This window comes from Janibacter sp. YB324, assembly GCF_014217915.1.
In the GTDB taxonomy this organism is placed as follows: Bacteria; Actinomycetota; Actinomycetes; order Actinomycetales; family Dermatophilaceae; genus Janibacter; species Janibacter indicus.
The window spans coordinates 902,310-925,328 of record NZ_CP060120.1; the positions used below are offsets into that span (position 1 = coordinate 902,310).

The following is a 23,019-nucleotide window of genomic DNA, read 5'->3' on the forward strand; positions in this document are numbered from 1 at the left end:
GGTCGCGGCCGTGAGGCCCGTTCCCCTGTTTTCCACCCACGAGGTCCCGCGTGAGCTCCCCCCGTTACGTCGGTCGCCACGGCAGCCGACGCCCCAGCCCCCTGTCCCGCCTGGGCAGCCTGCCGTCGTCGGTCGGCTCCCACGGTGCCCGCACCGTCGCCAAGTCCGTTGCCGGCGTCGGCATCGTCCTCGGGTCCGGTGCCTTCGTCATCGCCCCGAGCCAGGCCGAGGGCAACCCCGCGCCGGTCGCCGACAGCGTGGCCACGGCCCAGACGAGCGTCGAGGACCTCTTCTCCGACCGCACCGGTGACGGCAGCGCCTCGCGCTCGTCCGCCCGGGTCGCGGCAGCGATCACCGCGCCCGACGGCAAGCAGGCCGCGGACGTCCACGACGGCGCGGGTGCCCTCGCCGTCGAGCCGGTCGTGAAGCCGAAGCCGAAGCCGAAGCCGAAGCCCAAGCCCACGCCGAAGCCCGAGGCCGTCGAGCAGACGGAGGAGGAGACCGAGGCTCCGGCGCAGCAGGAGCAGGAGCCGGCCGACGAGCAGGAGCAGACGGCCGAGGCCCCGCAGGCCGAGTCGACGACCAGCTCGACGAACAGCTCGACGGCCGCCGCCCCCGCGACCGACAACTTCGCGTCGCAGGCTGCCGCCCTGGGTCTGGGTGCCAATGCGCAGAAGGTCTACTCGGCCGTGCGCACGCAGTTCCCCGACATGACCAACATCGGCGGCTACCGCGCTGGCGACCCGGGCGACCACGGCTCCGGCAATGCGGTCGACATCATGGTCACCGGTGCCCGCGGCGACCAGGTCGCGGCCTGGCTGCAGTCCAACGCCGGCTCGCTCAACATCAAGTACATCATCTGGCAGCAGCGCATCTGGATGCCCGGCGGCAGCTGGAAGCCGATGGAGGACCGCGGCGACCCGACGCAGAACCACTTCGACCACGTGCACGTCTCGGTCAGTTGAGACCCGCACCGGCACGCCCCGTCACGCAACCTCGTGACGGGGCGTCCGTCGTCGTGCCCGGGGTCGGTCGCTCGCTCCCGAGCCGAGTGGCTCAGACCTCGAGGACCTGGCGGGCGAGCGCGAGCCGGTCGGGGACGAGGGTGAACCATGCCCATTGTCCTCGACGTTCGCGAGCCAGCAGGCCGGCGTCGACGAGCACCTTGAGATGGTGACTCACGGTCGGCTGGGCCAGGCCGAGGGGCTCCGGTAGGTCGCAGGCGCACACCTCCTGATCGGGAGAGCAGCGCACGATGCCCAGGATCTGCAGTCGGACAGGATCGGCCACCGCCTTGAGCAGCCGGGCCACCACCTCGGCGTCCTCGCGCGAGATTGGTGCGCTCCCCTCGGTGGCGCAGCACCGCTCCACCGCCTGGCTGAGGAGGGTGCGTCCGTCGGTAGAGGGGGCGATCGACATGGCCCCATATTGACATGCGTCGATGCGCAGTGCCAAGGTTGGCATATCGACACACGTCGATATGACCCGATGGAGGAACCCCACGTGAGCCGCGTTCAGATCGCTCTCAATGTCGTCGACCTCGAGGCGTCCATCGCCTTCTACTCCACGCTCTTCGGTGTCGAGCCGCACAAGCGCCGGCCCGGCTACGCCAACTTCGCGATCACCGAGCCGCCGCTGAAGCTCGTGCTCATCGAGACCGACGAGGCGACCCGCGAGAGTGGGCCGCGCGGTGCGCTGAACCACCTCGGTGTCGAGGTTGACGGCGCCGAGCAGGTCAGCGAGGCGCGCGCACGGCTCGCGGATGGCGGGCTGGCGACCTTCGACGAGGACGACACGACGTGCTGCTATGCGCTCCAGGACAAGGTGTGGGTCCACGACCCGGCCGGCGCTCCGTGGGAGGTCTACGTCGTCAAGGACGACAACCCGGCGAATGCGCAGCCGGCCACCGCGTCCCTGCCCGTCCTCGAGCAGTCCTCGCCGTGCTGCGCCCCGCAGGGGAGCCGGGCGTGACGATGTCTGAGGTGGCCACCGAGCGCGCGCCCGCGCGCCTGGCGATGCTGGATCGTTACCTGCCCGTGTGGATCGGCATCGCCATGGTCGCCGGGCTCATGCTCGGTCGTGGGGTGCCTGGTCTGGGGTCCGCGCTGGACGCTGTGCAGCTGCATGGCATCTCGCTGCCGATCGCCCTCGGCCTGCTCGTCATGATGTACCCGCCGCTGGCCAAGGTCAGGTACGACCGCCTTGATTCGGTCACCCGTGACCGCAGCCTGCTCGGGTCCTCCCTCGTGCTCAACTGGATTGTCGGGCCGGCGCTGATGTTCGCCCTGGCGTGGGCCTTCCTGCCCGACCTGCCGGAGTACCGGACCGGTCTGATCATCGTGGGCCTCGCCCGGTGCATCGCCATGGTGATCATCTGGAACGACCTGGCCTGCGGCGACCGTGAAGCGGCTGCCGTGCTCGTCGCGCTCAACTCGATCTTCCAGGTCATCGCCTTTGCGGGCCTCGGGTGGTTCTACCTGTCGGTGCTGCCTGGCTGGTTGGGTCTGGAGCAAAGCGCGCTGGACGTCTCGTTCGGCCAGATCGCCGTGTCGGTCCTGATCTTCCTCGGGGTCCCCCTGCTCGCCGGATACCTCTCCCGGCGCATCGGCGAGCGGCGCTGGGGCCGGCAGGCATACGAGGGCACCTTCCTGCCGAAGATCGGCCCGTGGGCGCTCTACGGCCTGCTCTTCACCATCGTCGTCCTCTTCGCCCTGCAGGGCGACGCCATCACCTCGCGCCCACTGGACGTCGCCCGCATCGCGGTGCCCCTCCTGGCCTACTTCGCCCTGATGTGGGGCGCCGGATACCTCACCGGTCGCGTACTCGGGATGACCTACGAACGCACCACCACGCTCGCCTTCACCGCGGCGGGCAACAACTTCGAGCTGGCCATCGCCGTCGCCATCGCGACCTTCGGCGTCACCTCCGGCCAGGCCCTCGCAGGCGTCGTCGGACCTCTCATCGAGGTGCCGGTCCTCGTCGGCCTCGTCTACGTCAGCCTCGGCCTGCGTCGACGCTTCCCCCACCCTTCGTCAGCCGTGGCACCATCTCGCATCCCAGCAGAGGACCGCACATGAGCACCGCACCCCACACGCCCGACACGTACGACCGACTCATCGACGACCTGACCTACGCCTACGACGGGGTCTTCTCACCCGAGACCATCGCCACCGTCGTGCACGAGGCCCGCGCCCTGCTCGAGCCCCGCGCCACGATCACGCAGTACCTGCCGATCTTCGTCGCGAAGCAGGCACGCGAGCAGCTCATGACCGTGGCCCAGGCCGAAGGGAGAGTCGCCAAGCAAGTCCCCGAGATCCTCTTCGTCTGCGTGCACAACGCCGGGCGGTCCCAGATGGCGGCCGCCCTGACCGAGCACCTGTCTGCCCGCAAGGTCCATGTGCGCTCGGCCGGGTCCGAACCCGTGGACACGGTCAACCCCACCGTCCTCGACGCCCTGGCTGAGCGTGGCATCCCGCTCAGCGCGCCATACCCGAAGCCATTGACCCACAGCGCCGTCCAGGCAGCAGACGTCATCGTCACCATGGGCTGCGGCGACGCCTGCCCGGTCTTTCCCGGCAAGCGCTACGAGGACTGGGACGTCGCCGACCCCGACGGCCAACCACTCGACGTCGTGCGGGACATCCGGGATGACATCCAACAGCGGGTGACCCGCCTCCTTCGTGACGTCCTCGCCTGACCTCTCCCACCCTCTGGAGCCCACATGACCGACCAACTCTCAGTCCTCTACGTCTGCGTACACAACGCCGGCCGCTCCCAGATGGCCGCCGCCTACACGCGCACTCTCTCTGGCGGCGCTGTCGAGGTGCGTTTGGCCGGATCGGCACCCGCCGACACGATCAACCCTGCCGTCCGAGAAGCGATGCTCGAGGAGGGCATCGACCTGTCTGCGGAGACGCCCAAGATCCTCACGACCGAAGCCGTCGAGGCCTCCGACGTCGTCATCACGATGGGCTGCGGTGACACCTGCCCGATCTTCCCCGGCAAGCGCTACGAGGACTGGACGCTCGATGACCCAGCCGGGCAGGGCGTCGAAGCGGTGCGCCCGATCCGCGACAACATCCGAGCGCGAGTCGGCGAACTCCTCGACTCCCTCGGCATCGAGCAAGTTGAGGCCAGCTCGTGAGCGCGCGCCCATCCGTGCTCTTCGTATGCGTCAAGAACGGCGGCAAGTCCCAGATGGCTGCCGCCCTCATGCGCCAGCGCCACGGCGAAGCCGTCGACGTGTACTCCGCCGGCACCCGCCCCGGCGGCATGCTCAACGCAGCGTCCGTCGCCTCGCTCGAAGAGGTCGGGGCCAGCGTCACCGGTGAGCACCCCAAGCCCATCGACCCTGCCCTGCTCGACACCGTCGACCGCGTCATCATCCTCGGCGAAGAGGCACACATCGACCATCCGGGCAATGCCCAGATCGACCGGTGGATCACCGATGAACCCTCCACTCGAGGCGTCGAGGGCCACGAGCGCATGGCACTGATCCGCGACGACATCACTTCCCGGGTCGATGCCCTGGCAACGGACCTGAGCCAAGAGGCTTGAGGTACCCAATTTGCTAGCCATTCGCGACCTACTCGCGCTCTTCGAATACGAAATGTTGCCAGTGTGCCGCCCGCGGTCATCGCGAGCATTCTGGGGATTCACCCCAACACGGCTCAACTGTGGGCGGAGCAGGCCGGAGCGAACTGGCTGACTTATGGTCCGACCAGGGAGTCGCCCTAGCTAGGCTGACGCCTGCGACCGAGTGTTCAGTGCGCGCTGTATAGTTCAGTGCATGCTGATTATTGCTTCGCGTCTCGACGTGATGAACCGCCTGGGTCGTGCACTGGCCGACCCCACTCGATCCCGGATCATCTGGACCCTGCTCGACCATCCCGCTTACCCGGCGGAACTGGCCCGAGATCTGGACCTGACACGCCCGAACGTGTCCAACCACCTGGCATGCCTGCGCGATTGCGGGATCGTCGTCTCCGAGCCCGAGGGTCGTCGGACACGATATGAGATCGCCGATTCGCACCTGGCGCAGGCGCTGACGGCACTGGTCGATGCCACCCTGGCAGTGGACGAAGACGCCCCGTGCATCGATCCCGCCTGCTCGCTTCCCGGATGCGACGCAGCTGGGGAGGGCGCATGATCCTCACCTCGGTCTTGCAGGCGATGGGCCTGTTCGCAGCGACCAACATCGACGACATCATCGTGCTCTCCCTCTTCTTCGCGCGAGGGGCAGGCCAGCGCGGCACTACCGCCCGCATTCTGGCCGGCCAGTACCTCGGGTTCGCCGGCATCCTCGGTGCCGCGGTCCTGGTGACCATCGGCGCCGGAGCATTCCTGCCCTCGGCAGCCATCCCGTACTTCGGTCTCATTCCTCTGGGCCTCGGCCTCTGGGCCGCATGGCAGGCCTGGCGCGGAGACGATGACGACGATGACGACGAGGCCAAGGTTGCCGGCAAGAAGGTCGGCGTGTGGACAGTCGCAGGCGTCACCCTTGCCAACGGCGGCGACAACATCGGCGTCTACACCCCTGTCTTCCTCAGCGTGGAACCTCTCGCAGTAGTCGCCTACTGCATCGTCTTCCTCGCGCTCGTCGCGGTCCTGGTGGCCCTGGCGAAGTTCGTCGCCACCCGCCCCCCGATCGCCGAAGTGCTCGAACGCTGGGAGCACATCCTCTTCCCCATCGTTCTCATCGGCCTCGGCATCGTGATCCTCGTCAGCGGCGGAGCCTTCGGACTCTGACGTAGCGGCAGCGATCCAAACGGCCCCGACCGGGCGCACCCCTCTCGGTTCAGACCGCGACACCTACCTGCAGCCAGGGAGAGTCGCTCGATCATGAGCGGGGAAAGGCGTCTCATTGACCACCGAGCAACGATGTACCGCACCATCGACCGGAGCGAAGAAGATGAGGTGTCGACAATGAGGGAGGGTCTCGGTGACTGCGGCGGGTCCAGCGACGGCCTCGAGTGGTCGGCCGTGTGGCGGCTGGCATGACCTACTTCGGCCTCGCGGTCACTGGACTCGTGGGGAGCGGAACTGGCAGGGCTTAACGGCCTCGGATGCTCGCGAGCACGAGCTATTCGTGCAGTTCGAATATGTGACGTCGCCAGTAGGCCGACACGTCCCGACGGCCCGTCACGCTCGCGCGTGGCGGGCCGTCGGCGTCTGGTGGTCGACTCGTGCGGCATGGCCGCGAGGATGCAGCACGACGTGACCACCTGATGACCCTCGGGGCGGATGATCGCTTGCTGGGTATAACATCGTCATATGGCGATGAATGAGCTGGCGCTGGTCTTCCACGCGCTGTCCGAGCCGACTCGGCTGGCGCTGCTCGAGCACCTGCGCAGCGGCGAGCACCGGGTGCGCGACCTCGTCGACCACATGGGGCTGGCGCAGTCCACGGTGAGCGTGCACCTGGCCTGCCTGCGCGATGCAGGTCTCGTGCAGGTCCGGGCCGAAGGGAGGGCCAGCTGGTTCTCCTTTCGTCATCCGGAGGGTCTGCGCGAGCTGCTGCGCTGCGCCGAGGCGCTGGCGGAGGAGGCGGCGTGAGCGGCGGGCACTCCCACACGCACGCGCCGGCCGCCGGCGGTGCCGGCAGTGCCGATCGCGGGCTGCGCAACCGCCTGGCCATCGCCTTCGTGATCACGGCGCTCGTCGTCGTGGCCCAGGCGGTGGGGGCGCTCGTCACCGGCAGCCTCGCCCTGCTCACCGACACCGCGCACGCTCTCGCCGACTCGGCCGGGCTGCTCGTCGCCCTCGTCGCCGCGGCGATGATGCTGCGGCCCCCGAGCAGCCGACGCACCTGGGGCTTCGCGCGGATCGAGGTCATCGCGGCGCTCGGCCAGGCCTGCCTGCTCATCGTCGTCGGGCTCTACGCCGCGATCGAGGGGGTGCGCCGCCTCGTCGAGCCGACCGAGGTGCCGGGGCCGCAGCTGCTCGTCTTCGGCGTGCTCGGGCTGCTCGCCAACCTCGTCGCCATGGCTGTCCTCGCCTCCGGGCGCGGAGCCAACCTCAACATGCGCGCGGCCTTCCTCGAAGTCGTGGTCGACGCGCTCGGCTCGCTCGGGGTCATCGTCGCGGCGATCGTCATCACGACGACCGGGTTCAGCCGGGCCGACACCATCACCGGGCTCTTCATCGCCGCGCTCATCGTCCCGCGGGCGGTCGGCCTGTTGCGGGAGGCGACCCGGGTACTCATGGAGTTCGCCCCGCGAGAGGTCGACCTCGACGTCGTGCGCGCCCACGTCCTCGAGCTCGACCACGTGCGCGCGGTGCACGACCTGCACGCCTCGATGATCGGCACCGGCCTGCCGGTCATCTCCGCGCACGTCGTCATCGATGACGGGTGCTTCGAGTCGGGGCACGCGCCGCGGATCCTCGAGGAGATCCGGCAGTGCCTGCGCGAGCACTTCCCCGTCTCCTTCGACCACGCGACGATCCAGCTCGAGACCGTGGGCCTGCGCGAGCGGACCTGTGACTCGATGGAGCACCAGGCGCACTGACGCTGGGATCCCCGGCCCGGCGGCGTTGGTGTCACTTGGTCCCCCTTCTCCGGGCAACCGGGTGACAGCAAGGCCGCCAGGTGTCCGAGTGACTCAGGCCGGTGGGGTGACCTCGACCTCGCGCCGGTCGCGGACGGCGACGACGAGTGCGACGAGCATGACCACGCCGATGAGGCCGAAGCCGGTGCTCAGGGCGGCGGGCCGGCTGCCGGTGGCGCCGACGACGGCGAAGGTCGCCGACGTGATGACGGCGATGCCGACCGAGGTGCCGATGCGCTGCCGGGTCTGCATGAACCCGCCCGAGCTTCCGGCGTAGGCATTCCGCGACGTCAGTCCGGGCGCAGGCCGCGCAGGTAGACCTCGACGAGCCAGCCGCCGACATCGGGCACGAGGGCGTGGGCGGCCGCCGGCAGGGGGCGGGTGGTGACGGCCAGGCCCATCTGGAACTGCACGGCGGTGACGTCCTCGCGGACCAGGCCGGCCCCCTTCGCCCCCGCTCTCCGGTCTGGCCAACGGGCCCGACTGGCTGCCCGGTGTCTGGGGTGAGGTTGGTCAGCTGCTGCCCATCGGCGCCGCCGGCTCTCTCGTGCGCTCGGTCGCCTACTTCGACGGCGGCGGCGCGACGTCGCACCTCGTCGTCCCGCGGGGTGTGTGCAACTGGTAGCCCTGGGCGCCGGCGACGCTCCTCAGCGAGCGCCGGCGCCCAGGACTACCGGTTCAACACACAACCATCGGTCGGCACAGTGACGACGGGGCGGCCCGACCCGACCGTCGGCTCGTAGACTTCATCCGATGACCACCTACCTCGACCACGCGGCGACCACGCCGATGACTCCCGCTGCCCGGGAGGCGATGGTCGAGCAGCTCGCGCTCACCGGCAACGCCTCCAGCCTCCACGGCCCCGGCCGCGACGCACGCCGGGTCGTCGAGGAGTCGCGCGAGCGCATCGCCGCCGCCCTCGGCGCGCGACCGAGCGAGATCGTCTTCACCTCCGGCGGGACCGAGGCCGACAACCTCGCCATCACCGGCTCGCTCCGTGCGGCACGGGCGGCGGACCCCCTTCGTCATCGGGTCGTCGTGAGCGGTGTCGAGCACCACGCGGTCCTCGACGTCGTCGACCACGCGGTCGAGCACGAGGGCGCTCATGCGACCTTCGTGGCGCCGGGGGAGTGCGGCACCGTCCAGCCCGATGCCGTGCGTGCCGCGATCGAGGAGGACCCCGCGAGCGTCGGGCTCGTCTCCGTCATGTGGGCCAACAACGAGGTCGGCACCGTCCAGGACGTCACCACGATGGCGGCCATCGCCCACGAGCACGGGCTGGCCTTCCACAGCGACGCGGTCCAGGCCGCTGGCCACCTTCCCGTCGACTTCGCCGCGAGCGGCATCGACCTGATGAGCGTCAGCGCGCACAAGTTCGGCGGGCCGCTCGGCATCGGGGCGCTCGTCGCCAAGCGCGACGCCCGGCTCGTCGCCCTGAGCCACGGCGGCGGGCAGGAGCGCGGCGTGCGCTCGGGCACCCTCGACGTGCCGGCCATCCGGGGCTTCGCGGTCGCCCTCACCGAGGCCGTCGAGCAGCGCGAGGCCGAGGCCGCCCGCGTCGGCGCCCTGCGCGACCGCTTCCTCGCCGGCACCCAGGCGCTCGACCTCGGCATCCGGGTCACCGGCTGCTGGGAGCCCGGCGACGTGACGACCCGCCTGCCGGGCAATGCGCACATCACCATCCCGGGCTGCGAGGGCGACTCCATGCTCTACCTGCTCGACGCCGCCGGCGTCGCGGTCTCGACCGGCTCGGCCTGCCAGGCCGGCATCCCGCAGCCCTCGCACGTCGTCCTCGCGATGGGGCGCTCCGAGGAGGAGGCGCGCGGCTCCCTGCGCGTGTCCTTCGGCTGGACCTCCACCGAGGCCGACGTCGACGCCGTGCTCGCCGCCCTGCCCGAGGCCATCGCCCGCGCGCGACGGGCCAGCGGGGCCGCCTGATGCGCGTCGTCGCCGCGATGAGCGGAGGCGTCGACTCAGCGGTCGCCGCCTCCCGGATGATCGAGGCCGGCCACGACGTCGTCGGGGTCCACCTCGCCCTGGCCAAGAACGCCAAGACCCTGCGCGAGGGCGCCCGCGGCTGCTGCACCATCGAGGACGCCGGTGACGCGCGCCGGGTCGCCGATCGGCTCGGCATCCCCTTCTACGTCTGGGACATGGCCACCCCCTTCGCCCGGGACGTCGTCGACGACTTCGTGGCGGAGTACGAGGCCGGCCGCACGCCCAACCCCTGCCTGCGCTGCAACGAGAAGATCAAGTTCGCCGCGCTCCTCGACAAGGCGCTGGCGCTCGGCTTCGACGCCGTGGCGACGGGGCACTACGCACAGATCGTCGACGGGCCCCACGGCCGCGAGCTGCACCGCGCCGTCGACTCCGCCAAGGACCAGTCCTACGTCCTCGGGGTGCTCGACGAGGAGCAGCTGGCGCGCGCCTTCTTCCCCCTCGGCGACACGACGAAGCCGCAGATCCGCGAGGAGGCCGCCGCGCGCGGCTTCGCCGTGGCCAAGAAGCCCGACAGCCACGACATCTGCTTCATCTCCGACGGCGACACCCGCGGCTGGCTGACCCAGCGGCTCGGCGAGCAGCCGGGCGAGATCGTCGACGAGGGCTCCGGCGAGGTCGTCGGCGAGCACCGCGGTGCCTACGGGTTCACCGTCGGCCAGCGCCGCGGGCTGGGCCTGGACCGGTCCGACCTCGACGGGCAGCCGCGCTACGTCACGCGGGTCGAGGCGGCGTCCAACCGGGTCTTCATCGGCACCTCGGACCTGCTCGGCACCGACGAGATCGAGGCCGACCACGTGCGCTGGTGCGGCCCGGCGGCCTGCGGGCGGCACCGGCTCGGTGCGCAGATCCGGGCCCACGGCGAGGAGATCCCCGCCACTGCCGAGGTCGTGCCCGACGCTGCTGCCGAAGGGGGTCTGCGTCTCGTGGTCCGTCTCGACGAGGCCGTGCGCGGCGCCGCCCCCGGCCAGTCGATCGTCCTCTACGCCGGCACCCGCGTCGTCGGCTCGGGCACCATCGCCCGCGCCGGGCGCGCCGCGAGGACGAGCGCGTGACCCGGGCGTCCGGTGTCGGGTCGTGGCCCGGCACGCGATCGCGCGAGGCCGTCGTCGCCGTCCGCGACCTGCTCGGTGACGGCATCCCGCACCTGCCCGAGCTGCCGGCACGTGGCGTCGGCGCCGACATGGTCGGCCGGGCTGCGGCCCTGCTCGAGGGTCTGCACGTCGAGACCCAGCCCTACGGGTGGCGCTTCGCGGGTCGTCCCGGCCACGACGAAGGGAGGGCCCGTGCCCTCCTGCGCGAGGACCTCGACGAGCTCGCCGAGGCCTACGACGGCTGGTCCGGCCCGCTCAAGGTCCAGGTGACCGGGCCGTGGACGCTCGGTGGGACCATCGAGCTGCCGCGCGGTGAGCGGGCGGTCGCCGACCACGGTGCGCGGCGCGACCTCGTCGGGTCGCTCGCCGAGGGGCTGCGTGCGCACATCGCCGACGTCGAGCGCCTCGTGCCCGGTGCCGAGATCATCGTGCAGGTCGACGAGCCGGGGCTGCCGGCGGTGCTCGAGGGGCGGCTGCCGACCGCCTCGGGCTACGGCACGCTGCGCGCGGTCGACCGCTCGGAGGTCCGTGACGGGCTGCGCGAGGTGCTCGCCGCAGCAGGGGAGCGGACGACGCTCGTGCACTGCTGCGCCGGCGACGTGCCGGTGCAGCTGGTGCGGGAGAGCGGTGCTCGTGGCATCTCGCTCGACACCTCGCTGCTCGACGGCGCCCGCTGGGAGCATATCGCCGAGGCCGTCGAGGCGGGCGTGATCCTGTGGGCGGGCGCCGTGCCGACGACCGGCGGCGACTGGCGCACGGCACGGGAGCGGCTCGTCGGTGCGTGGCAGCGGATCGGGCTCCCACTCCCTTCGCTCGCGGACGTCGTCGTCACGCCGGCGTGCGGACTGGCGGAGGCTCCCCCTTCGTCCGCCGTGGCAGCGGTGCGGACCACGACGGATCTTGCCTTGGCACTCACCGACCTCGCCGCCGGCTGAGCCACCCGCCCCGGCCGGGAAAACCGCGAATGGCCGGGAAAACCGGAGATGACCGCGCAATTGCGCGGTCATCTCCGGTTTTCCCGGCCAGCGGGACGAGGGACGAGGGGGCGTCAGGCCTGCGGGGCGTGGATCTCGCGCTTGAGGATCTTGCCCGTCGGGCCCTTGGGCAGCTCGTCGAGCACCCAGATGGTCCGCGGGTACTTGTAGGCCGCGACGCGGTCCTTGACGTACTGCTTGATCTCCTCGAGGTCACCGGAGGCGCCCTCGCGCAGCGAGACGGCGGCGCCGACGTCCTCGCCGAGCTCGGGGTGCGGCACGGAGACGACCGCGCACTCGAGGACGTCGGGGTGGGTGTAGAGCACCTCCTCGACCTCGCGCGGGTAGATGTTCATGCCGCCGCGGATGATGAGGTCCTTCTTGCGGTCGACGATCGTGTAGTAGCCGTCCTCGTCGACGCTCGCGATGTCGCCGGTGCGGAACCAGCCGTCCGGGATCGCGGCCTCGGTCGCCTCGGGCTTGTTCCAGTAGCCCTTCATGACGTTGTCACCGCGGATCGCGATCTCGCCGACGCCCTCGCCGGGGCCGACGTCCTGGCCGTCCTCGCCGATGAGCTTCATCTCGCAGCCGGGGATCGCGCGGCCGATCGTGCCGGGCTTGGTCGGCTGGTCGAGCATGTTGAAGGAGGCGACCGGCGAGGTCTCGGACAGGCCGTAGCCCTCGAGCAGGCTGACCTTGAAGGTCTCCTCGAACTCGCGCAGGGTCTCGCCGGGCAGGGACGAACCACCCGAGACGCAGGTGCGCAGGCTCGAGGTGTCGGTCTCGGAGACCGCCGGGTGGTGGAGCATCGCGCCGTACATCGTCGGCACGCCCTCGAAGATCGTCACCTTGTCGCGGGCGATGACCTCGAGCGCCTTGCCCGGGTCGAAGCGGGGGATGAGGGTCAGGGTCGCGCCCTGGCGGACCGCGGCGTTGAGCCCGCAGGTCAGGCCGAAGACGTGGAAGAGCGGCAGGCAGCCCATGATGACGTCGTCGGGCTGGATCCCGATGATGTCCTCGGCGCAGCGCTGGGCGTTGAGGTTGAGGTTGTCGTGGGTGAGCTGAGCCCCCTTCGGCCGTCCCGTCGTGCCGGAGGTGTAGAGGATGACGGCGTCGTCGTCGCCCGCACGCTCGGTGGGGGTGGTGATCGGCTCGCCGGCCGGCAGCGCGTCGGCGGCCGGGCCGACGGGGCCCGAGACGACGACCTGGGTGTCGGTGCCCTCGGCACCGGCCTGCGCCTCCGCAGCGAAGTCGCCCCAGACGAAGGAGAACTTCGCGCCGGAGTCGGTGTAGAAGTACTCGATCTCGTTGGCCTTGAGCAGGGGGTTCATCGGCACGACGACGCCACCGGCGAGCAGGGTGCCGTAGAAGAGCACGGGGAAGGCCGGGATGTTGGGCAGGATCAGCGAGACCCGGTCGCCGGGCTCGAGGCCGGCAGCTCGAAGGGAGCCCGCCGCCTGGGCGGCGAGGCCGTGCAGCTGTGACCACGTCAGCTCGGCATCGTCGAGCTTGATGGCCACCTTGTCCGGGTGGGCCTGGGCGGTGGTGACGAGGTTGCTCGCCAGATTCGTCATCGTCGACTCCTGAATGCTGGTTCGGGTGGCCCCATCCAACACGGTCTACCGCGTGGAGGGAAGAGGTGTCAGGGGCGTGCGGCAGGATGGTCCGGTGAGCGAGATCCCCGAGACGGACGAGTCCGCGGAGCAGGTCCAGCCGGAGACCCCCGCCGACGTGCCCGACGAGCTGCGTCAGGAGTGGACCGACCTCGCCGAGCAGGCGACGGCCGCGCAGTTCGCCTACCACGTCAAGGACGCCCCGACGATCGGTGATGCCGAGTACGACCGGCTCATCCGTCGGCTGCAGGAGATCGAGGAGGCGCATCCCTCCCTTCGCACTCCCGAGTCGCCGACGCAGCAGGTGGGCGGGGCGATCTTCTCCACCGACTTCACCGCGGTCGACCACCTCGAGCGCATGCTCAGCCTCGACAACGCCTTCGAGGGCGACGACCTGCTCGCGTGGGCGCAGCGCGTCGAGACCGAGGTCAGCGGGTTCCACTACCTGTGCGAGCTGAAGATCGACGGCGTCGCGATCAACCTGCTCTACGAGGGTGGCAAGCTCACCCGGGCCCTGACCCGCGGCGACGGGCGCACCGGCGAGGACGTCACGCTCAACGTGCGCACCATCGAGGGGATCCCGACCCAGCTCGACGACAGCGTGCACCCCGTGCCCGACCTCGTCGAGATCCGCGGGGAGGTCTTCTTCCGGCTCGAGGACTTCGCCGAGCTCAACGCCGGCCTCGTCGAGGCGGGCAAGGCCCCCTTCGCCAACCCGCGCAACTCCGCCGCGGGATCGTTGCGACAAAAGGACCCCCGCGTCACAGCCCGCCGCTCGCTGCACATGCTCGTCCACGGCATGGGGCGGCGCGAGGCCTTCGACGTCGACAGCCAGAGCCACGCCTACGAGCTCATGGCCGCGTGGGGGCTGCCGACCTCGCCGCACTACCGCGTGCTCGACTCGATCACGCAGGTGCGCGACTTCATCGCCGACGTCGAGCGGCAGCGCCACGACTACGACCACGAGATCGACGGCGTCGTCGTCAAGGTCGACGAGATCGCCGTGCAGCGTCGGCTCGGGTCGACCTCGCGGGCCCCGCGCTGGGCCATCGCGTGGAAGTACCCGCCCGAGGAGGTCAACACCACGCTCCTCGACATCCAGGTCAACGTCGGGCGCACGGGGCGGGTGACCCCCTTCGGCGTCATGGAGCCCGTGACCGTCGCCGGGTCGACCGTCTCGATGGCCACGCTGCACAACGGCCACGAGGTCAAGCGCAAGGGTGTGCTCATCGGCGACACCGTCGTGCTGCGCAAGGCCGGCGACGTCATCCCCGAGATCCTCGGGCCGGTCGTCGAGCTGCGCGACGGGAGCGAGCGCGAGTTCGTCATGCCGACGCACTGCCCGGCCTGCGGCACGAAGCTCGCCCCGCAGAAGGAGGGCGACAAGGACATCCGCTGCCCCAACTCGCGCACCTGCCCCAGCCAGCTGCGCGAGCGGCTGTCGTCGCTCGCCGGGCGCGGCGCCTTCGACATCGAGGCGCTCGGCTGGGAGGGCGCCGTCGGGCTCCTCGACTCCGGCGTGCTCACCGACGAGGGCGGGCTCTTCGGCCTGACCGCGCAGGACGTCGCCCGCGTGCCGCTCTTCACCCGGGCGGCGAAGAAGACCGACCCGGAGGAGGCCGTCCACGACGGTCGGGTCCTGTCGGCCAACGGCGCCAAGCTCGTCGACAACCTCCAGCAGGCCAAGCAGCAGCCGCTGTGGCGGGTGCTCGTCGCGCTGTCGATCCGGCACGTCGGGCCGACGGCCGCACGGGCCCTGGCGCAGCACTTCGGCTCGATGGCCGCGATCCGCGAGGCCGACGTGGACGCCCTCGCCGACGTCGAGGGCGTCGGGCCGACGATCGCCGCCTCGGTGCGCGAGTGGTTCGACGGCGAGGGCAACGACTGGCACCGCGGCATCGTCGACCAGTGGGCCGCCGACGGCGTGCGCATGGAGGACGAGCGCGACGAGTCGATCCGGCAGACCCTCGAGGGCGTCACGGTCGTCGTCACCGGCTCGCTCGAGCGCTACTCCCGCGACTCCGCCAAGGAGGCGATCCTCGAGCGCGGCGGCAAGGCCTCGGGCTCGGTGAGCAAGAAGACCGATTGGGTCGTCGTCGGCGACAACGCCGGCTCCAAGGAGGCCAAGGCCCGCGAGCTCGGCCGCCCGATCCTCACCGAGGAGGAGTTCACCGAGCTGCTCGAGACGGGTGCCGTGGCGCGTTTCGCCGACGGTGATGGCGAAGGGGGCGACCGCGCCGGTGACACGGGTGGCGCCGACGGATGAGCGGCACCGACCGGGCGGCACCTCGGCCACGTCGACCTGACCGTTGACCTCGTGCTCGGCCGCTGACCTCCCTTCGCACGACCTCAAGTACAGGCGGCGGGTCGGAGCCCGCCGTTGGCGCACAGGGGCCCGACCTCACTACGGTCGGGGGGTGAGCACCGAGAGCACGACCCCTGACGCGCCCGAGACCTCCGAGACGACCGAGCCGGAGGGCCCGACCTTCGCCGACCTCGGCCTTGACGACCGGGTCGTGCGGTCCCTGCGGGACATCGGCTACGAGCGGCCCTCGCCGATCCAGGCCGCGACCATCCCGGCGCTGCTCGAGGGGCGCCACGTCGTGGGCCTCGCGCAGACAGGCACCGGCAAGACGGCGGCCTTCGCGCTGCCGGTCCTCAGCCGGCTCGACCCCAAGCAGAAGGCCCCGCAGGCGCTCATCCTCGCCCCGACCCGCGAGCTCGCGCTGCAGGTCTGCGAGGCCATCGAGAAGTACTCGGCCCGCATGCCCGGCGTGCGCGTCCTGCCGGTCTACGGAGGGCAGGGCTACGGGGTGCAGCTGAGCGCGCTGCGCCGCGGCGTGCACATCGTCGTCGGCACGCCCGGACGCATCATGGACCACCTCGACAAGGGCACGCTCGACCTGTCGCAGCTGCGCTTCCTCGTCCTCGACGAGGCGGACGAGATGCTCAAGATGGGCTTCGCCGAGGACGTCGAGACGATCCTCGCGGCGACGCCCGAGGACAAGCACGTCGCCCTCTTCAGCGCGACGATGCCCGCGCAGATCCGCCGCATCTCCCAGAAGTACCTCACCGATGCCCTCGAGATCACCGTCGAGCGCAAGACGACGACCGCACCCAACATCACCCAGCGGCACCTCTTCGTCTCCTATCCGCAGAAGGTCGAGGCGCTCACCCGGATCCTCGAGGTGGAGAACTTCGAGGCGATGATCGTCTTCGTCCGCACCAAGAACGAGACCGAGACCCTCGCCGAGAAGCTGCGGGCGCGCGGGTTCTCCGCCGCCGCGATCAACGGCGACGTCGCCCAGGCCCAGCGCGAGCGGACGGTCAGCCAGCTCAAGTCCGGCAAGCTCGACATCCTCGTCGCGACCGACGTCGCCGCCCGCGGCCTCGACGTCGAGCGGATCAGCCACGTCGTCAACTACGACATCCCGACCGACACCGAGTCCTACGTCCACCGGATCGGGCGCACCGGCCGCGCCGGGCGCTCTGGTGACGCGATCTCCTTCGTCACGCCCCGCGAGCGGCACCTGCTCAAGGCGATCGAGAAGGCCACCCGCACCACGCTCACCGAGATGTCGATGCCGAGCGCGGAGGACATCAACGCCAGCCGGCTGGGGCGCTTCGACGACCGGATCACCTCGGCCCTCGCCTCGCCCGACCTGTCGACCTTCCGTGACGTCGTCGGGCACTACGTGCGCGAGCACGACGTGCCGGAGAGTGACGTCGCGGCCGCGCTGGCGATCGTCCTCCAAGGGGACGAGCCGATGCTCCTCGACCCCGACCCGGTGCGTCCGCCGCGTCCGGAGCGGGACGAGCGCGGACCACGTCGGGAGCGGGACGAAGGGGGACGCCGCAGTGACCGTGGGCCGCGCGGCTCCTCGGGCCCCATGGCCTCGTACCGGATCGCGGTCGGTCGCCGGCACAAGGTCGAGCCGCGGCAGATCGTCGGCGCCCTGGCCAACGAAGGGGGCCTGCGTCGCGAGGACTTCGGCCACATCGACATCCGCGGCGACCACTCGATCGTCGAGCTGCCCGCGACCCTGCCCGAGGGCACGGCCGACCGGCTGCAGAGCACCCGGATCTCGGGGCAGCTCATCGAGCTGCGCGAGTGGCAGGAGCGCGGTGGCGCTCGTGGCGGGCCGCGCCGTGACAAGCCCTACGGCAAGAAGCCCTACGCGAAGAAGTCCTACGACAAGAAGCCGCACCGCAAGGGCCGTCGGGACTGATGCCGGCCGAGCTCGACCCGGTGGACCGGCTGCTCCTCGAAGAGCTGGGTGAGGTCCCAGCGGGGCGGGTCGCCGTGCTCGGCGACGACACCGGCGCGCTCGCGACCGCGCTCGTGGAGCACACGGGCGAGCGGGTCGTCGCGCACTGCGACTCGCTCGTCGCGGAGCGTCGGGTGGCCCGGGCGCTGGCCGGAGCCGCGGTCGGGGGAGAGGCGGTGCCGACCCTCGCCGAGGCGCTCACCGATGCCGCGCTCGTCGTGCTCCGCCTGCCGAAGTCGCTCGACGCCCTCGACGAGATCGCCCGCACCGCAACGCTGCTCGGCACGGACGATGTGCGCGTCGTGGCCGGTGGTCGCGTCAAGCACATGACCCCGTCGATGAACGACGTGCTGGGCGCGAGCTTCGAGCGGGTGCACGCCAGCCTCGGTCGGCAGAAGTCGCGCGTGCTGCACGCCGCCGGTCCACGCGCCGTCGAGCAGGTCTGGCCGAAGCATCGGCATCACGCCGACCTCGACCTCACGGTCCACGCGTTCGGCGCGGCCTTCGCCGGGACACGCATCGACGCGGGCACGCGACTGCTCCTGGGGCAGCTCGACGGGCTTGCCGACACCGATGGCACCGTCGTTGACCTCGGTTGCGGCACAGGGGTGCTCGCGTCCGTGCTGGCCCGACGCTTCGACGACGTGGTCGCGATCGACGTCTCCGTAGCGGCCGTGGCATCGGCCCGCCTGACGACCGCCGGTGCGGTCGACGTGCGCCGAGGTGACGGGCTCACGGGCCTGGCCGACGCGTCCGTGGCCACGATCGTGAGCAATCCCCCCTTCCACGTCGGCACCGCGAAGGACTCGACGCCGACGCTGGCGATGATCGCCGACGCGGCGCGCGTCCTCGTCCCCGGCGGCGAGCTTGTGCTCGTCTACAACTCGCACCTGCCCTATCTGCCGCGGCTCCGCGAGGTCGGGCCCACCGAGATCCTCGCCCAGGACCGCAGCTACCTCGTCACCCGCACCGTGCGGGCTTGACGGCAAGACGTCGAAGGGGGGGGTGCACCAGCCGGTGCACCCCCCTTCGACGTCGTGGACTCGGGTCAGCCGAGCGCGGAGACCGCCGCGTCGTAGTCCGGCTCCTGGGTGATCTCGGGGACGAGCTCGGTGTGCAGGACCTTGCCGTCGGCGTCGAGGACGACGACCGAGCGGGCGAGCAGGCCGGCCATCGGGCCGTCGGCCATCGTGACGCCGTAGTCCTCGCCGAAGGTGGAGCGGAAGGCCGAGCCCACCTTGACCTTGTCGATGCCCTCCGCGCCGCAGAAGCGGGCCTGGGCGAAGGGGAGGTCCTGGCTGACGTTGACGACCGTCGTGTCCTCGAGGCTCGCAGCGAGCTCGTTGAACTTGCGCACGCTCGCGGCGCAGACGCCGGTGTCGATGCTGGGGAAGATGTTGAGCACGACGCGGCCCGGCACGTCGGCGGAGGTCAGCGCGGAGAGACCCTCGCCGACGAGGTCGAAGCTCGGCGCCTGCGCGCCGGAGGCCGGCAGCTCGCCGACGGTGTTGACGGGGTTGCCCTTGAATGCGGTGGTAGCCATGCCCCATGCCTACACCCCGAAGGGGGTCGAGGCCACCTGCGGTCTGCGGAGCGGTCAGCCCACGAGGGCCTTGACCCCGAGGGCGAGGGGGACGAGGACGAGTGCGGACAGGCCCATCGCGCCCATGACGAGCGCACCCTTGGTCTCGGAGTCGAGCGCCTCACTCCAGCCGGCGCGCCCCAGGATCTCCTTGACCGGCACGTTGATCTCGGCGGTGGAGAACTCGTAGTCGACCTGCTTCCGGAAACCCTCGAGGCCGAGGGACCACTCCTTGCGCCGGGTGTAGGTGAACTCGCGGCCGGAGCTCACCGCGATCTGGGCGCCGAGGCCGGCGACCCCGGCGTGCGACTCGACCTGCCGCGACTCGTCGGTGCGCTTGACGACCCCCGGCTTGTCCGTGGGGGTGAAGCGGGCGACGAAGGCGTGCTCGAGGTGGCGGCGGGTCGCCAGGTGCTGCCAGCGCGCGTCGGCCAGATCGGCGTGCACGAGCACGGAGTGGCCGTTGGAGCGCACGACGTAGGGCGTGCCCTCGAAGGCCGTGGCGAGCGCCGGTGCCAGCCACTCGTAGGGCCACGGGGCGCTCTTGTCGGTCGCCGGGGGCAGGGGTGTGGTCGGCGGCGCCACGACGACGTGGTCGCCGGCGATCCCGTCGGGGTTGGTCTCGCGGAGGAAGCCGATGAAGGCGACGAGGGTGACGGTGACGACGGTGCCCCAGAGGACGCCCCAGAAGAGCGCGGGCCAGACGTCGCCGGAGGAGAGGAGGAGCCACACCCCACCGACCCCCGCGAAGCCGAAGGCGGCGATCGCGGCGAGGAAGGTGAGCAGCTTGCTCAGGCGGGACGTCATGCGGGCAGTGCCCCCGGGCCGGGGACGTGCCCGCCGTGGCCGTCGGCCCGCAGGCGCGCGCGCAGCCGCTCGGCGGCGGCCTCGAAGCGCTCGTCGCTGACGTCGCGCATCGGGGCGTGCGGGTCGAAGTCTTCGGGGGAGAAGGCCGGCCAGGTGTGGATGTGCAGGTGCGGCACCAGGAAGCCCTCGAGGAGCATGCCGACCCGCGGCGCCTCCCACTCGGCTTGCTGGGCCCGACCGACGATGCCGGCCACGCGCTGCAGGTGCGCCCAGGTCTGCTCGTCCGCGTCGGTCCACTGCTCGATCTCGGCGCGCGGCACGACCATGGTGTGCCCGTCGGTGAGCGGCTCGATCGTCAGGAAGGCCACGCAGGTCTCGTCGGACCACACGAACCGCCCGGGGATCTCGCCCTCGATGATCTTCGTGAAGAGAGTCGCCATGGCGCCCACCCTATGAGTCCGGTGGCTCAGGTGTGACGAGCGCAGCGAGGAGCCTCGAAGCTCCCTGGCTCCTACAGTGGAGTCATGCCGCAGGTCAGCGCAGATGTGCACGTGCCGGTCCCGCCGGACCTCGCCTTCGCCGTGTCCCAGACGACGGGGGCGGTCCGTCGCCGGTGGGACCCCTTCATCCGCGAGCAGCGCTTCCTCGACGGGGCGAGCGAGCCGGGGGTGGGGGTGCGCACCTTCACCCGGTCCTCCTTCGCCGGACCGCTCTCGCCGAGCATGGTCAGCGAGTACGCCTCGTGGCGGCCGCCGACCTCGGCGGGGATGACGATGGTCCGCGGCCCGTGGTTCTTCGGGCGCTTCGGCGGCGGGTGGCGCTTCCAGCCCGATGGTGACGGCACCCTCGCGGTGTGGAAGTACACCTACGACGTCCGCCCATCGTGGCTGCAGCCGCTCGCGCACCCGATCGGGCAGTGGCTCCTCGGCCGGGAGATCACCCGGCGCATCGAGGGCTTCGCCGCCGGGTGCCGTGACGGGGTGGTGCTCGCGGCGGCCCGGGCGGACATGGTCCGTCGTGCCGAGGCGATGCAGGACGAAGGGGGGAGGTCGGCGTGAGCACCCCCACTTCGAGGCTCGTCCCTCGCACCTCAGGACAGCGCCTTCGCCTGGCCGGATGCCAGTGGACCGCGACGGCCGAGCCCGTTGACAACCTGCGCCGTATCGACGAGCTGACGGGTGAGGCGGCCAGCCGTGGGGCGCGGCTCGTCGTCCACCCGGAGGCGGCCATGGCCCCCTTCTCCCGTCGCCTCGACACCGCCGCCGAGCCGCTCGACGGACGCTTCGCCGACGGGGTGCGCGAGGTGGCGCAGCGGCACGGGGTGACGCTCGTCGTCGGCATGTTCACCCCCGCCGACGAGATCACGACCGCCGAGGGCAAGGAGCGCGCGCGGGTCCACAACACGCTGCTTGTCACCGGTGGCGGGGTCGAGGAGACGACCTACCGCAAGATCCATCTCTACGACGCCTTCGGCAGCCGCGAGTCCGACACCGTCGCGCCCGGCGAGCAGATGCGCACGGTCGACGTCGACGGCTGGTCCGTCGGGCTCGCCACCTGCTACGACGTGCGCTTCGCCGATCAGTTCACGCAGCTGGGCCGGCGCGGCGCCGAGCTCGTCGTGCTGCCGGCCTCGTGGGGCGACGGGCCGGGCAAGGCGAGCCAGTGGGACCTGCTGACCCGGGCCCGTGCGCACGACGCGCAGGCCTGGCTGCTCGCCGTCGACCAGGCCTGGACCCCGGACGCGGTCAACGGTCCCTGCGGCATCGGGCGCTCGGTCCTCGCCGACCCGACCGGCGAGGTGCGCGCCCGCCTCGGCGGGGGAGAGGACGTGCTCGTCGCCGAGGTCGACCACGAGACGGTGGCCCGCACCCGCGGGACCATCCCGGTCCTCTAGCGAGCGCCCGTCGCTCCCGCAGACCTGCGTCCCGGGGTTGCCTGCGGGTACGACGATCAGGTGCCGACATGAGTGTGCCGGGGCCCCTGACCTTCCAGGGGTTGTTCGGAGGTGTTGCGCAGAGGTGATCGTCGTACCCGCAGGTCACTCCGCTCGGCCTGCGGGCAGGTCTGACCGTGGGCTGTGGACAAGCGGGAGCACGCGGGCGGCCGATGCCCGCAAGATCGAGGCATGCAGCCGGAGGAGGTCATCACACAGCTCGGGGGAGTTGCCACGCGAGCAGAGCTGCTGACCCATGTCACCGAGGGTGCACTGCGTCGGGCCCTGGCCGGGCAGCGCGTCGTCCGGCACAGCCGGGGCCGCTACGCCCTCCCCTTCGTGCCATCGATCGGGGAGCGCGTCTCGCTCGAGGACGTGGCCCAGACCGCGCGCCGGGCCGCTCACCAGATGTCTGGGACGGCGGTCCTGCAGTCCGCGGCGGCTCGCTGGGGGTGGCGGATGAAGTGGTATCCGACCCGCCCACAGGTGGCCGTGCCTCGCGGGCGTGCCGTTCCAGCGAGCGTCCGCCGGCGCATTGACGTGCGGTACCGCGATGTCCCCGCAGGTGATCGCGACGACGGCTGGGTCACCGACCGGGTCCGGACCGCGCTCGACTGCGCCGGTCAGCTACCCCAGGACGAGGCGCTCGCGATCGTCGACTCGGCGCTGCGCGAGGGCATGGTGACCCAGGACGAGCTCCTGCTGGCTGCTGCAGGTCTGCCCAACCTCTACCGCTCTCGTGCCGAGTCGGTCATCGGCATGGCCAGCTCCGAGGCCGCCAATCCCTTCGAGTCCGTCCTGCGCTGGATCGTGTCGGACATCCCCGGTCTGCAGGTCAGACCACAGGTGGAGATCCATGACGACGAGGGCAAGGTCGGCACCGTGGACCTGGCGGACGAGGAGCTGCGTCTCGTGCTGGAAGCGGACTCCTTCGAGTGGCACGGCCAGCTCGACGGCCTCGAGAAGGACTGCGATCGCTACGACCGGTTCATCGCGCAGGGATGGTTGGTGCTGCGCTTCACCTGGGAGATGGTGATGTACCGGCCCGAGTGGGTGCGGGCGGTGGTCATCCGCACCATGGAGCAATGTGACCTGCGGGTACGACGACCAGGTCCCGGTCGCCGACCCGGCGAGCCCTGACATCCCGGTGGAGAGTCGGGCCCCTCCGACGCAGGTGATCGTCGTACCCGGAGGTCACCTCTG

The 23,019-nt window shown here is 71.1% G+C and carries 26 protein-coding genes; 19 read left to right on the forward strand and 7 right to left on the reverse strand.

From position 1 onward, the window contains the following. Positions 1-50 precede the first annotated feature (50 nt). On the forward strand, positions 51-965 hold the full coding sequence (locus H7A72_RS04430) for a hypothetical protein (protein ID WP_185221776.1): 915 nt from the start codon (positions 51-53) through the stop codon (positions 963-965). A gap of 91 nt (positions 966-1,056) precedes the next feature. Here H7A72_RS04430 and H7A72_RS04435 read toward each other — a convergent pair whose 3' ends face one another. Next, positions 1,057-1,419 carry a metalloregulator ArsR/SmtB family transcription factor gene (locus H7A72_RS04435; protein ID WP_084449588.1) on the reverse strand — a complete coding sequence of 121 codons (363 nt, stop codon included), beginning with the start codon at positions 1,417-1,419 and terminating at the stop codon, positions 1,057-1,059. A gap of 84 nt (positions 1,420-1,503) precedes the next feature. On the opposite strand from H7A72_RS04435, the gene H7A72_RS04440 reads away from it, so the two are divergent. The 9 genes from H7A72_RS04440 to H7A72_RS04480 all read left to right on the forward strand — a co-directional run bounded on the left by H7A72_RS04440 (position 1,504) and on the right by H7A72_RS04480 (position 7,508). Beyond that, positions 1,504-1,971, forward strand: a complete 468-nt coding sequence (locus tag H7A72_RS04440) for an ArsI/CadI family heavy metal resistance metalloenzyme (protein ID WP_185221777.1) — start codon at positions 1,504-1,506, stop codon at positions 1,969-1,971. Between the two features lie 2 nt (positions 1,972-1,973). Next, the gene (gene arsB, locus H7A72_RS04445; RefSeq protein WP_185222289.1) at positions 1,974-3,077 is read left to right on the forward strand and encodes an ACR3 family arsenite efflux transporter; all 1,104 of its coding nucleotides are present in this window, start codon (positions 1,974-1,976) and stop codon (positions 3,075-3,077) included. Next, the gene (locus H7A72_RS04450; protein ID WP_007928070.1) at positions 3,074-3,697 is read left to right on the forward strand and encodes an arsenate reductase ArsC; all 624 of its coding nucleotides are present in this window, start codon (positions 3,074-3,076) and stop codon (positions 3,695-3,697) included. The genes arsB and H7A72_RS04450 overlap by 4 nt, the downstream gene beginning before the upstream one ends. Positions 3,698-3,721: 24 nt before the next feature. Beyond that, positions 3,722-4,144: an arsenate reductase ArsC gene (locus H7A72_RS04455; RefSeq protein WP_185221778.1), complete on the forward strand. Its 423-nt coding sequence runs from the start codon at positions 3,722-3,724 to the stop codon at positions 4,142-4,144. Next, positions 4,141-4,557, forward strand: a complete 417-nt coding sequence (locus H7A72_RS04460; RefSeq protein WP_143445375.1) for a low molecular weight phosphatase family protein — start codon at positions 4,141-4,143, stop codon at positions 4,555-4,557. The genes H7A72_RS04455 and H7A72_RS04460 overlap by 4 nt, the downstream gene beginning before the upstream one ends. A gap of 232 nt (positions 4,558-4,789) precedes the next feature. Beyond that, the gene (locus tag H7A72_RS04465; protein WP_185221779.1) at positions 4,790-5,149 is read left to right on the forward strand and encodes a helix-turn-helix transcriptional regulator; all 360 of its coding nucleotides are present in this window, start codon (positions 4,790-4,792) and stop codon (positions 5,147-5,149) included. Further along, positions 5,146-5,748, forward strand: coding sequence for a cadmium resistance transporter (locus H7A72_RS04470; protein ID WP_016997609.1), 603 nt, complete (start codon positions 5,146-5,148; stop codon positions 5,746-5,748). Before H7A72_RS04465 ends, H7A72_RS04470 begins: the two co-directional genes overlap by 4 nt. Positions 5,749-6,273: 525 nt before the next feature. Continuing rightward, complete coding sequence (locus H7A72_RS04475) at positions 6,274-6,555, forward strand: helix-turn-helix transcriptional regulator (RefSeq protein ID WP_185221780.1); 282 nt, start codon at positions 6,274-6,276, stop codon at positions 6,553-6,555. Then, a complete protein-coding gene (locus H7A72_RS04480) occupies positions 6,552-7,508 on the forward strand; it encodes a cation diffusion facilitator family transporter (RefSeq protein WP_084449404.1) in 957 nt (318 codons plus the stop codon). The genes H7A72_RS04475 and H7A72_RS04480 overlap by 4 nt, the downstream gene beginning before the upstream one ends. Before the next feature lie 93 nt (positions 7,509-7,601). On the opposite strand, the gene H7A72_RS04485 is transcribed toward H7A72_RS04480, so the two are convergent. Further along, entirely contained in the window at positions 7,602-7,799 is a 198-nt protein-coding gene (locus H7A72_RS04485) for a hypothetical protein (RefSeq protein WP_084449405.1), read from the reverse strand. Positions 7,800-7,837: 38 nt separating this feature from the next. Then, positions 7,838-7,960: a hypothetical protein gene (locus tag H7A72_RS16870; protein WP_255494285.1), complete on the reverse strand. Its 123-nt coding sequence runs from the start codon at positions 7,958-7,960 to the stop codon at positions 7,838-7,840. Positions 7,961-8,300: 340 nt separating this feature from the next. Here H7A72_RS16870 and H7A72_RS04490 point away from each other — a divergent pair, with 340 nt between their 5' ends. Genes H7A72_RS04490 through H7A72_RS04500 form a run of 3 tightly spaced genes read left to right on the forward strand, consistent with a single transcriptional unit; the run spans position 8,301 to position 11,574 of the window. Beyond that, on the forward strand, positions 8,301-9,485 hold the full coding sequence (locus H7A72_RS04490; protein WP_185221781.1) for a cysteine desulfurase family protein: 1,185 nt from the start codon (positions 8,301-8,303) through the stop codon (positions 9,483-9,485). Then, the gene (gene mnmA, locus H7A72_RS04495) at positions 9,485-10,600 is read left to right on the forward strand and encodes a tRNA 2-thiouridine(34) synthase MnmA (RefSeq protein WP_185221782.1); all 1,116 of its coding nucleotides are present in this window, start codon (positions 9,485-9,487) and stop codon (positions 10,598-10,600) included. Before H7A72_RS04490 ends, mnmA begins: the two co-directional genes overlap by 1 nt. Further along, complete coding sequence (locus H7A72_RS04500) at positions 10,597-11,574, forward strand: methionine synthase (RefSeq protein ID WP_185221783.1); 978 nt, start codon at positions 10,597-10,599, stop codon at positions 11,572-11,574. Before mnmA ends, H7A72_RS04500 begins: the two co-directional genes overlap by 4 nt. 113 nt (positions 11,575-11,687) lie before the next feature. On the opposite strand, the gene H7A72_RS04505 is transcribed toward H7A72_RS04500, so the two are convergent. After that, positions 11,688-13,187 carry a long-chain fatty acid--CoA ligase gene (locus tag H7A72_RS04505; protein WP_185221784.1) on the reverse strand — a complete coding sequence of 500 codons (1,500 nt, stop codon included), beginning with the start codon at positions 13,185-13,187 and terminating at the stop codon, positions 11,688-11,690. A gap of 94 nt (positions 13,188-13,281) precedes the next feature. On the opposite strand from H7A72_RS04505, the gene ligA reads away from it, so the two are divergent. The 3 genes from ligA to H7A72_RS04520 all read left to right on the forward strand — a co-directional run bounded on the left by ligA (position 13,282) and on the right by H7A72_RS04520 (position 18,477). Then, entirely contained in the window at positions 13,282-15,492 is a 2,211-nt protein-coding gene (gene ligA / locus H7A72_RS04510; protein ID WP_185221785.1) for an NAD-dependent DNA ligase LigA, read from the forward strand. A gap of 151 nt (positions 15,493-15,643) precedes the next feature. Further along, entirely contained in the window at positions 15,644-17,455 is a 1,812-nt protein-coding gene (locus tag H7A72_RS04515) for a DEAD/DEAH box helicase (protein ID WP_185221786.1), read from the forward strand. Then, positions 17,455-18,477 carry a class I SAM-dependent methyltransferase gene (locus tag H7A72_RS04520; protein WP_185221787.1) on the forward strand — a complete coding sequence of 341 codons (1,023 nt, stop codon included), beginning with the start codon at positions 17,455-17,457 and terminating at the stop codon, positions 18,475-18,477. Before H7A72_RS04515 ends, H7A72_RS04520 begins: the two co-directional genes overlap by 1 nt. 65 nt (positions 18,478-18,542) lie before the next feature. On the opposite strand, the gene tpx is transcribed toward H7A72_RS04520, so the two are convergent. The 3 genes from tpx to H7A72_RS04535 are packed head-to-tail and all read right to left on the reverse strand — an operon-like array spanning position 18,543 to position 20,323. After that, on the reverse strand, positions 18,543-19,037 hold the full coding sequence (gene tpx / locus H7A72_RS04525) for a thiol peroxidase (protein ID WP_185221788.1): 495 nt from the start codon (positions 19,035-19,037) through the stop codon (positions 18,543-18,545). A 54-nt stretch (positions 19,038-19,091) separates the two neighbouring features. Beyond that, complete coding sequence (locus H7A72_RS04530) at positions 19,092-19,883, reverse strand: hypothetical protein (RefSeq protein WP_185221789.1); 792 nt, start codon at positions 19,881-19,883, stop codon at positions 19,092-19,094. Then, positions 19,880-20,323, reverse strand: coding sequence for an HIT family protein (locus H7A72_RS04535; protein WP_185221790.1), 444 nt, complete (start codon positions 20,321-20,323; stop codon positions 19,880-19,882). The genes H7A72_RS04530 and H7A72_RS04535 overlap by 4 nt, the downstream gene beginning before the upstream one ends. Before the next feature lie 84 nt (positions 20,324-20,407). Here H7A72_RS04535 and H7A72_RS04540 point away from each other — a divergent pair, with 84 nt between their 5' ends. From H7A72_RS04540 to H7A72_RS04550, 3 genes are all read left to right on the forward strand, one after another. After that, positions 20,408-20,941, forward strand: coding sequence for a type II toxin-antitoxin system RatA family toxin (locus H7A72_RS04540; RefSeq protein ID WP_185221791.1), 534 nt, complete (start codon positions 20,408-20,410; stop codon positions 20,939-20,941). Next, positions 20,938-21,777 (forward strand): carbon-nitrogen hydrolase family protein, encoded by an 840-nt coding sequence (locus tag H7A72_RS04545; protein WP_185221792.1) that lies wholly within the window; start codon positions 20,938-20,940, stop codon positions 21,775-21,777. The genes H7A72_RS04540 and H7A72_RS04545 overlap by 4 nt, the downstream gene beginning before the upstream one ends. Before the next feature lie 231 nt (positions 21,778-22,008). Beyond that, on the forward strand, positions 22,009-22,956 hold the full coding sequence (locus H7A72_RS04550) for a DUF559 domain-containing protein (RefSeq protein WP_185221793.1): 948 nt from the start codon (positions 22,009-22,011) through the stop codon (positions 22,954-22,956). Positions 22,957-23,019 lie beyond the last annotated feature (63 nt).

What these genes read in the sequence shown, in the direction of transcription:
- tpx (WP_185221788.1), bottom strand. Translation starts at nt 19,037, where the DNA reads ATGGCTACCACCGCATTCAAGGGCAACCCCGTCAACACCGTCGGCGAG.
- H7A72_RS04435 (WP_084449588.1), bottom strand. Translation starts at nt 1,419, where the DNA reads ATGTCGATCGCCCCCTCTACCGACGGACGCACCCTCCTCAGCCAGGCG.
- H7A72_RS04455 (WP_185221778.1), top strand. Translation starts at nt 3,722, where the DNA reads ATGACCGACCAACTCTCAGTCCTCTACGTCTGCGTACACAACGCCGGC.
- H7A72_RS04475 (WP_185221780.1), top strand. Translation starts at nt 6,274, where the DNA reads ATGGCGATGAATGAGCTGGCGCTGGTCTTCCACGCGCTGTCCGAGCCG.
- arsB (WP_185222289.1), top strand. Translation starts at nt 1,974, where the DNA reads ATGTCTGAGGTGGCCACCGAGCGCGCGCCCGCGCGCCTGGCGATGCTG.
- H7A72_RS04505 (WP_185221784.1), bottom strand. Translation starts at nt 13,187, where the DNA reads ATGACGAATCTGGCGAGCAACCTCGTCACCACCGCCCAGGCCCACCCG.
- H7A72_RS04485 (WP_084449405.1), bottom strand. Translation starts at nt 7,799, where the DNA reads ATGCAGACCCGGCAGCGCATCGGCACCTCGGTCGGCATCGCCGTCATC.
- H7A72_RS04530 (WP_185221789.1), bottom strand. Translation starts at nt 19,883, where the DNA reads ATGACGTCCCGCCTGAGCAAGCTGCTCACCTTCCTCGCCGCGATCGCC.
- H7A72_RS04450 (WP_007928070.1), top strand. Translation starts at nt 3,074, where the DNA reads ATGAGCACCGCACCCCACACGCCCGACACGTACGACCGACTCATCGAC.
- H7A72_RS04540 (WP_185221791.1), top strand. Translation starts at nt 20,408, where the DNA reads ATGCCGCAGGTCAGCGCAGATGTGCACGTGCCGGTCCCGCCGGACCTC.
- H7A72_RS04470 (WP_016997609.1), top strand. Translation starts at nt 5,146, where the DNA reads ATGATCCTCACCTCGGTCTTGCAGGCGATGGGCCTGTTCGCAGCGACC.
- mnmA (WP_185221782.1), top strand. Translation starts at nt 9,485, where the DNA reads ATGCGCGTCGTCGCCGCGATGAGCGGAGGCGTCGACTCAGCGGTCGCC.
- H7A72_RS04550 (WP_185221793.1), top strand. Translation starts at nt 22,009, where the DNA reads ATGCAGCCGGAGGAGGTCATCACACAGCTCGGGGGAGTTGCCACGCGA.
- H7A72_RS04520 (WP_185221787.1), top strand. Translation starts at nt 17,455, where the DNA reads ATGCCGGCCGAGCTCGACCCGGTGGACCGGCTGCTCCTCGAAGAGCTG.
- H7A72_RS04490 (WP_185221781.1), top strand. Translation starts at nt 8,301, where the DNA reads ATGACCACCTACCTCGACCACGCGGCGACCACGCCGATGACTCCCGCT.
- H7A72_RS04535 (WP_185221790.1), bottom strand. Translation starts at nt 20,323, where the DNA reads ATGGCGACTCTCTTCACGAAGATCATCGAGGGCGAGATCCCCGGGCGG.
- H7A72_RS04465 (WP_185221779.1), top strand. Translation starts at nt 4,790, where the DNA reads ATGCTGATTATTGCTTCGCGTCTCGACGTGATGAACCGCCTGGGTCGT.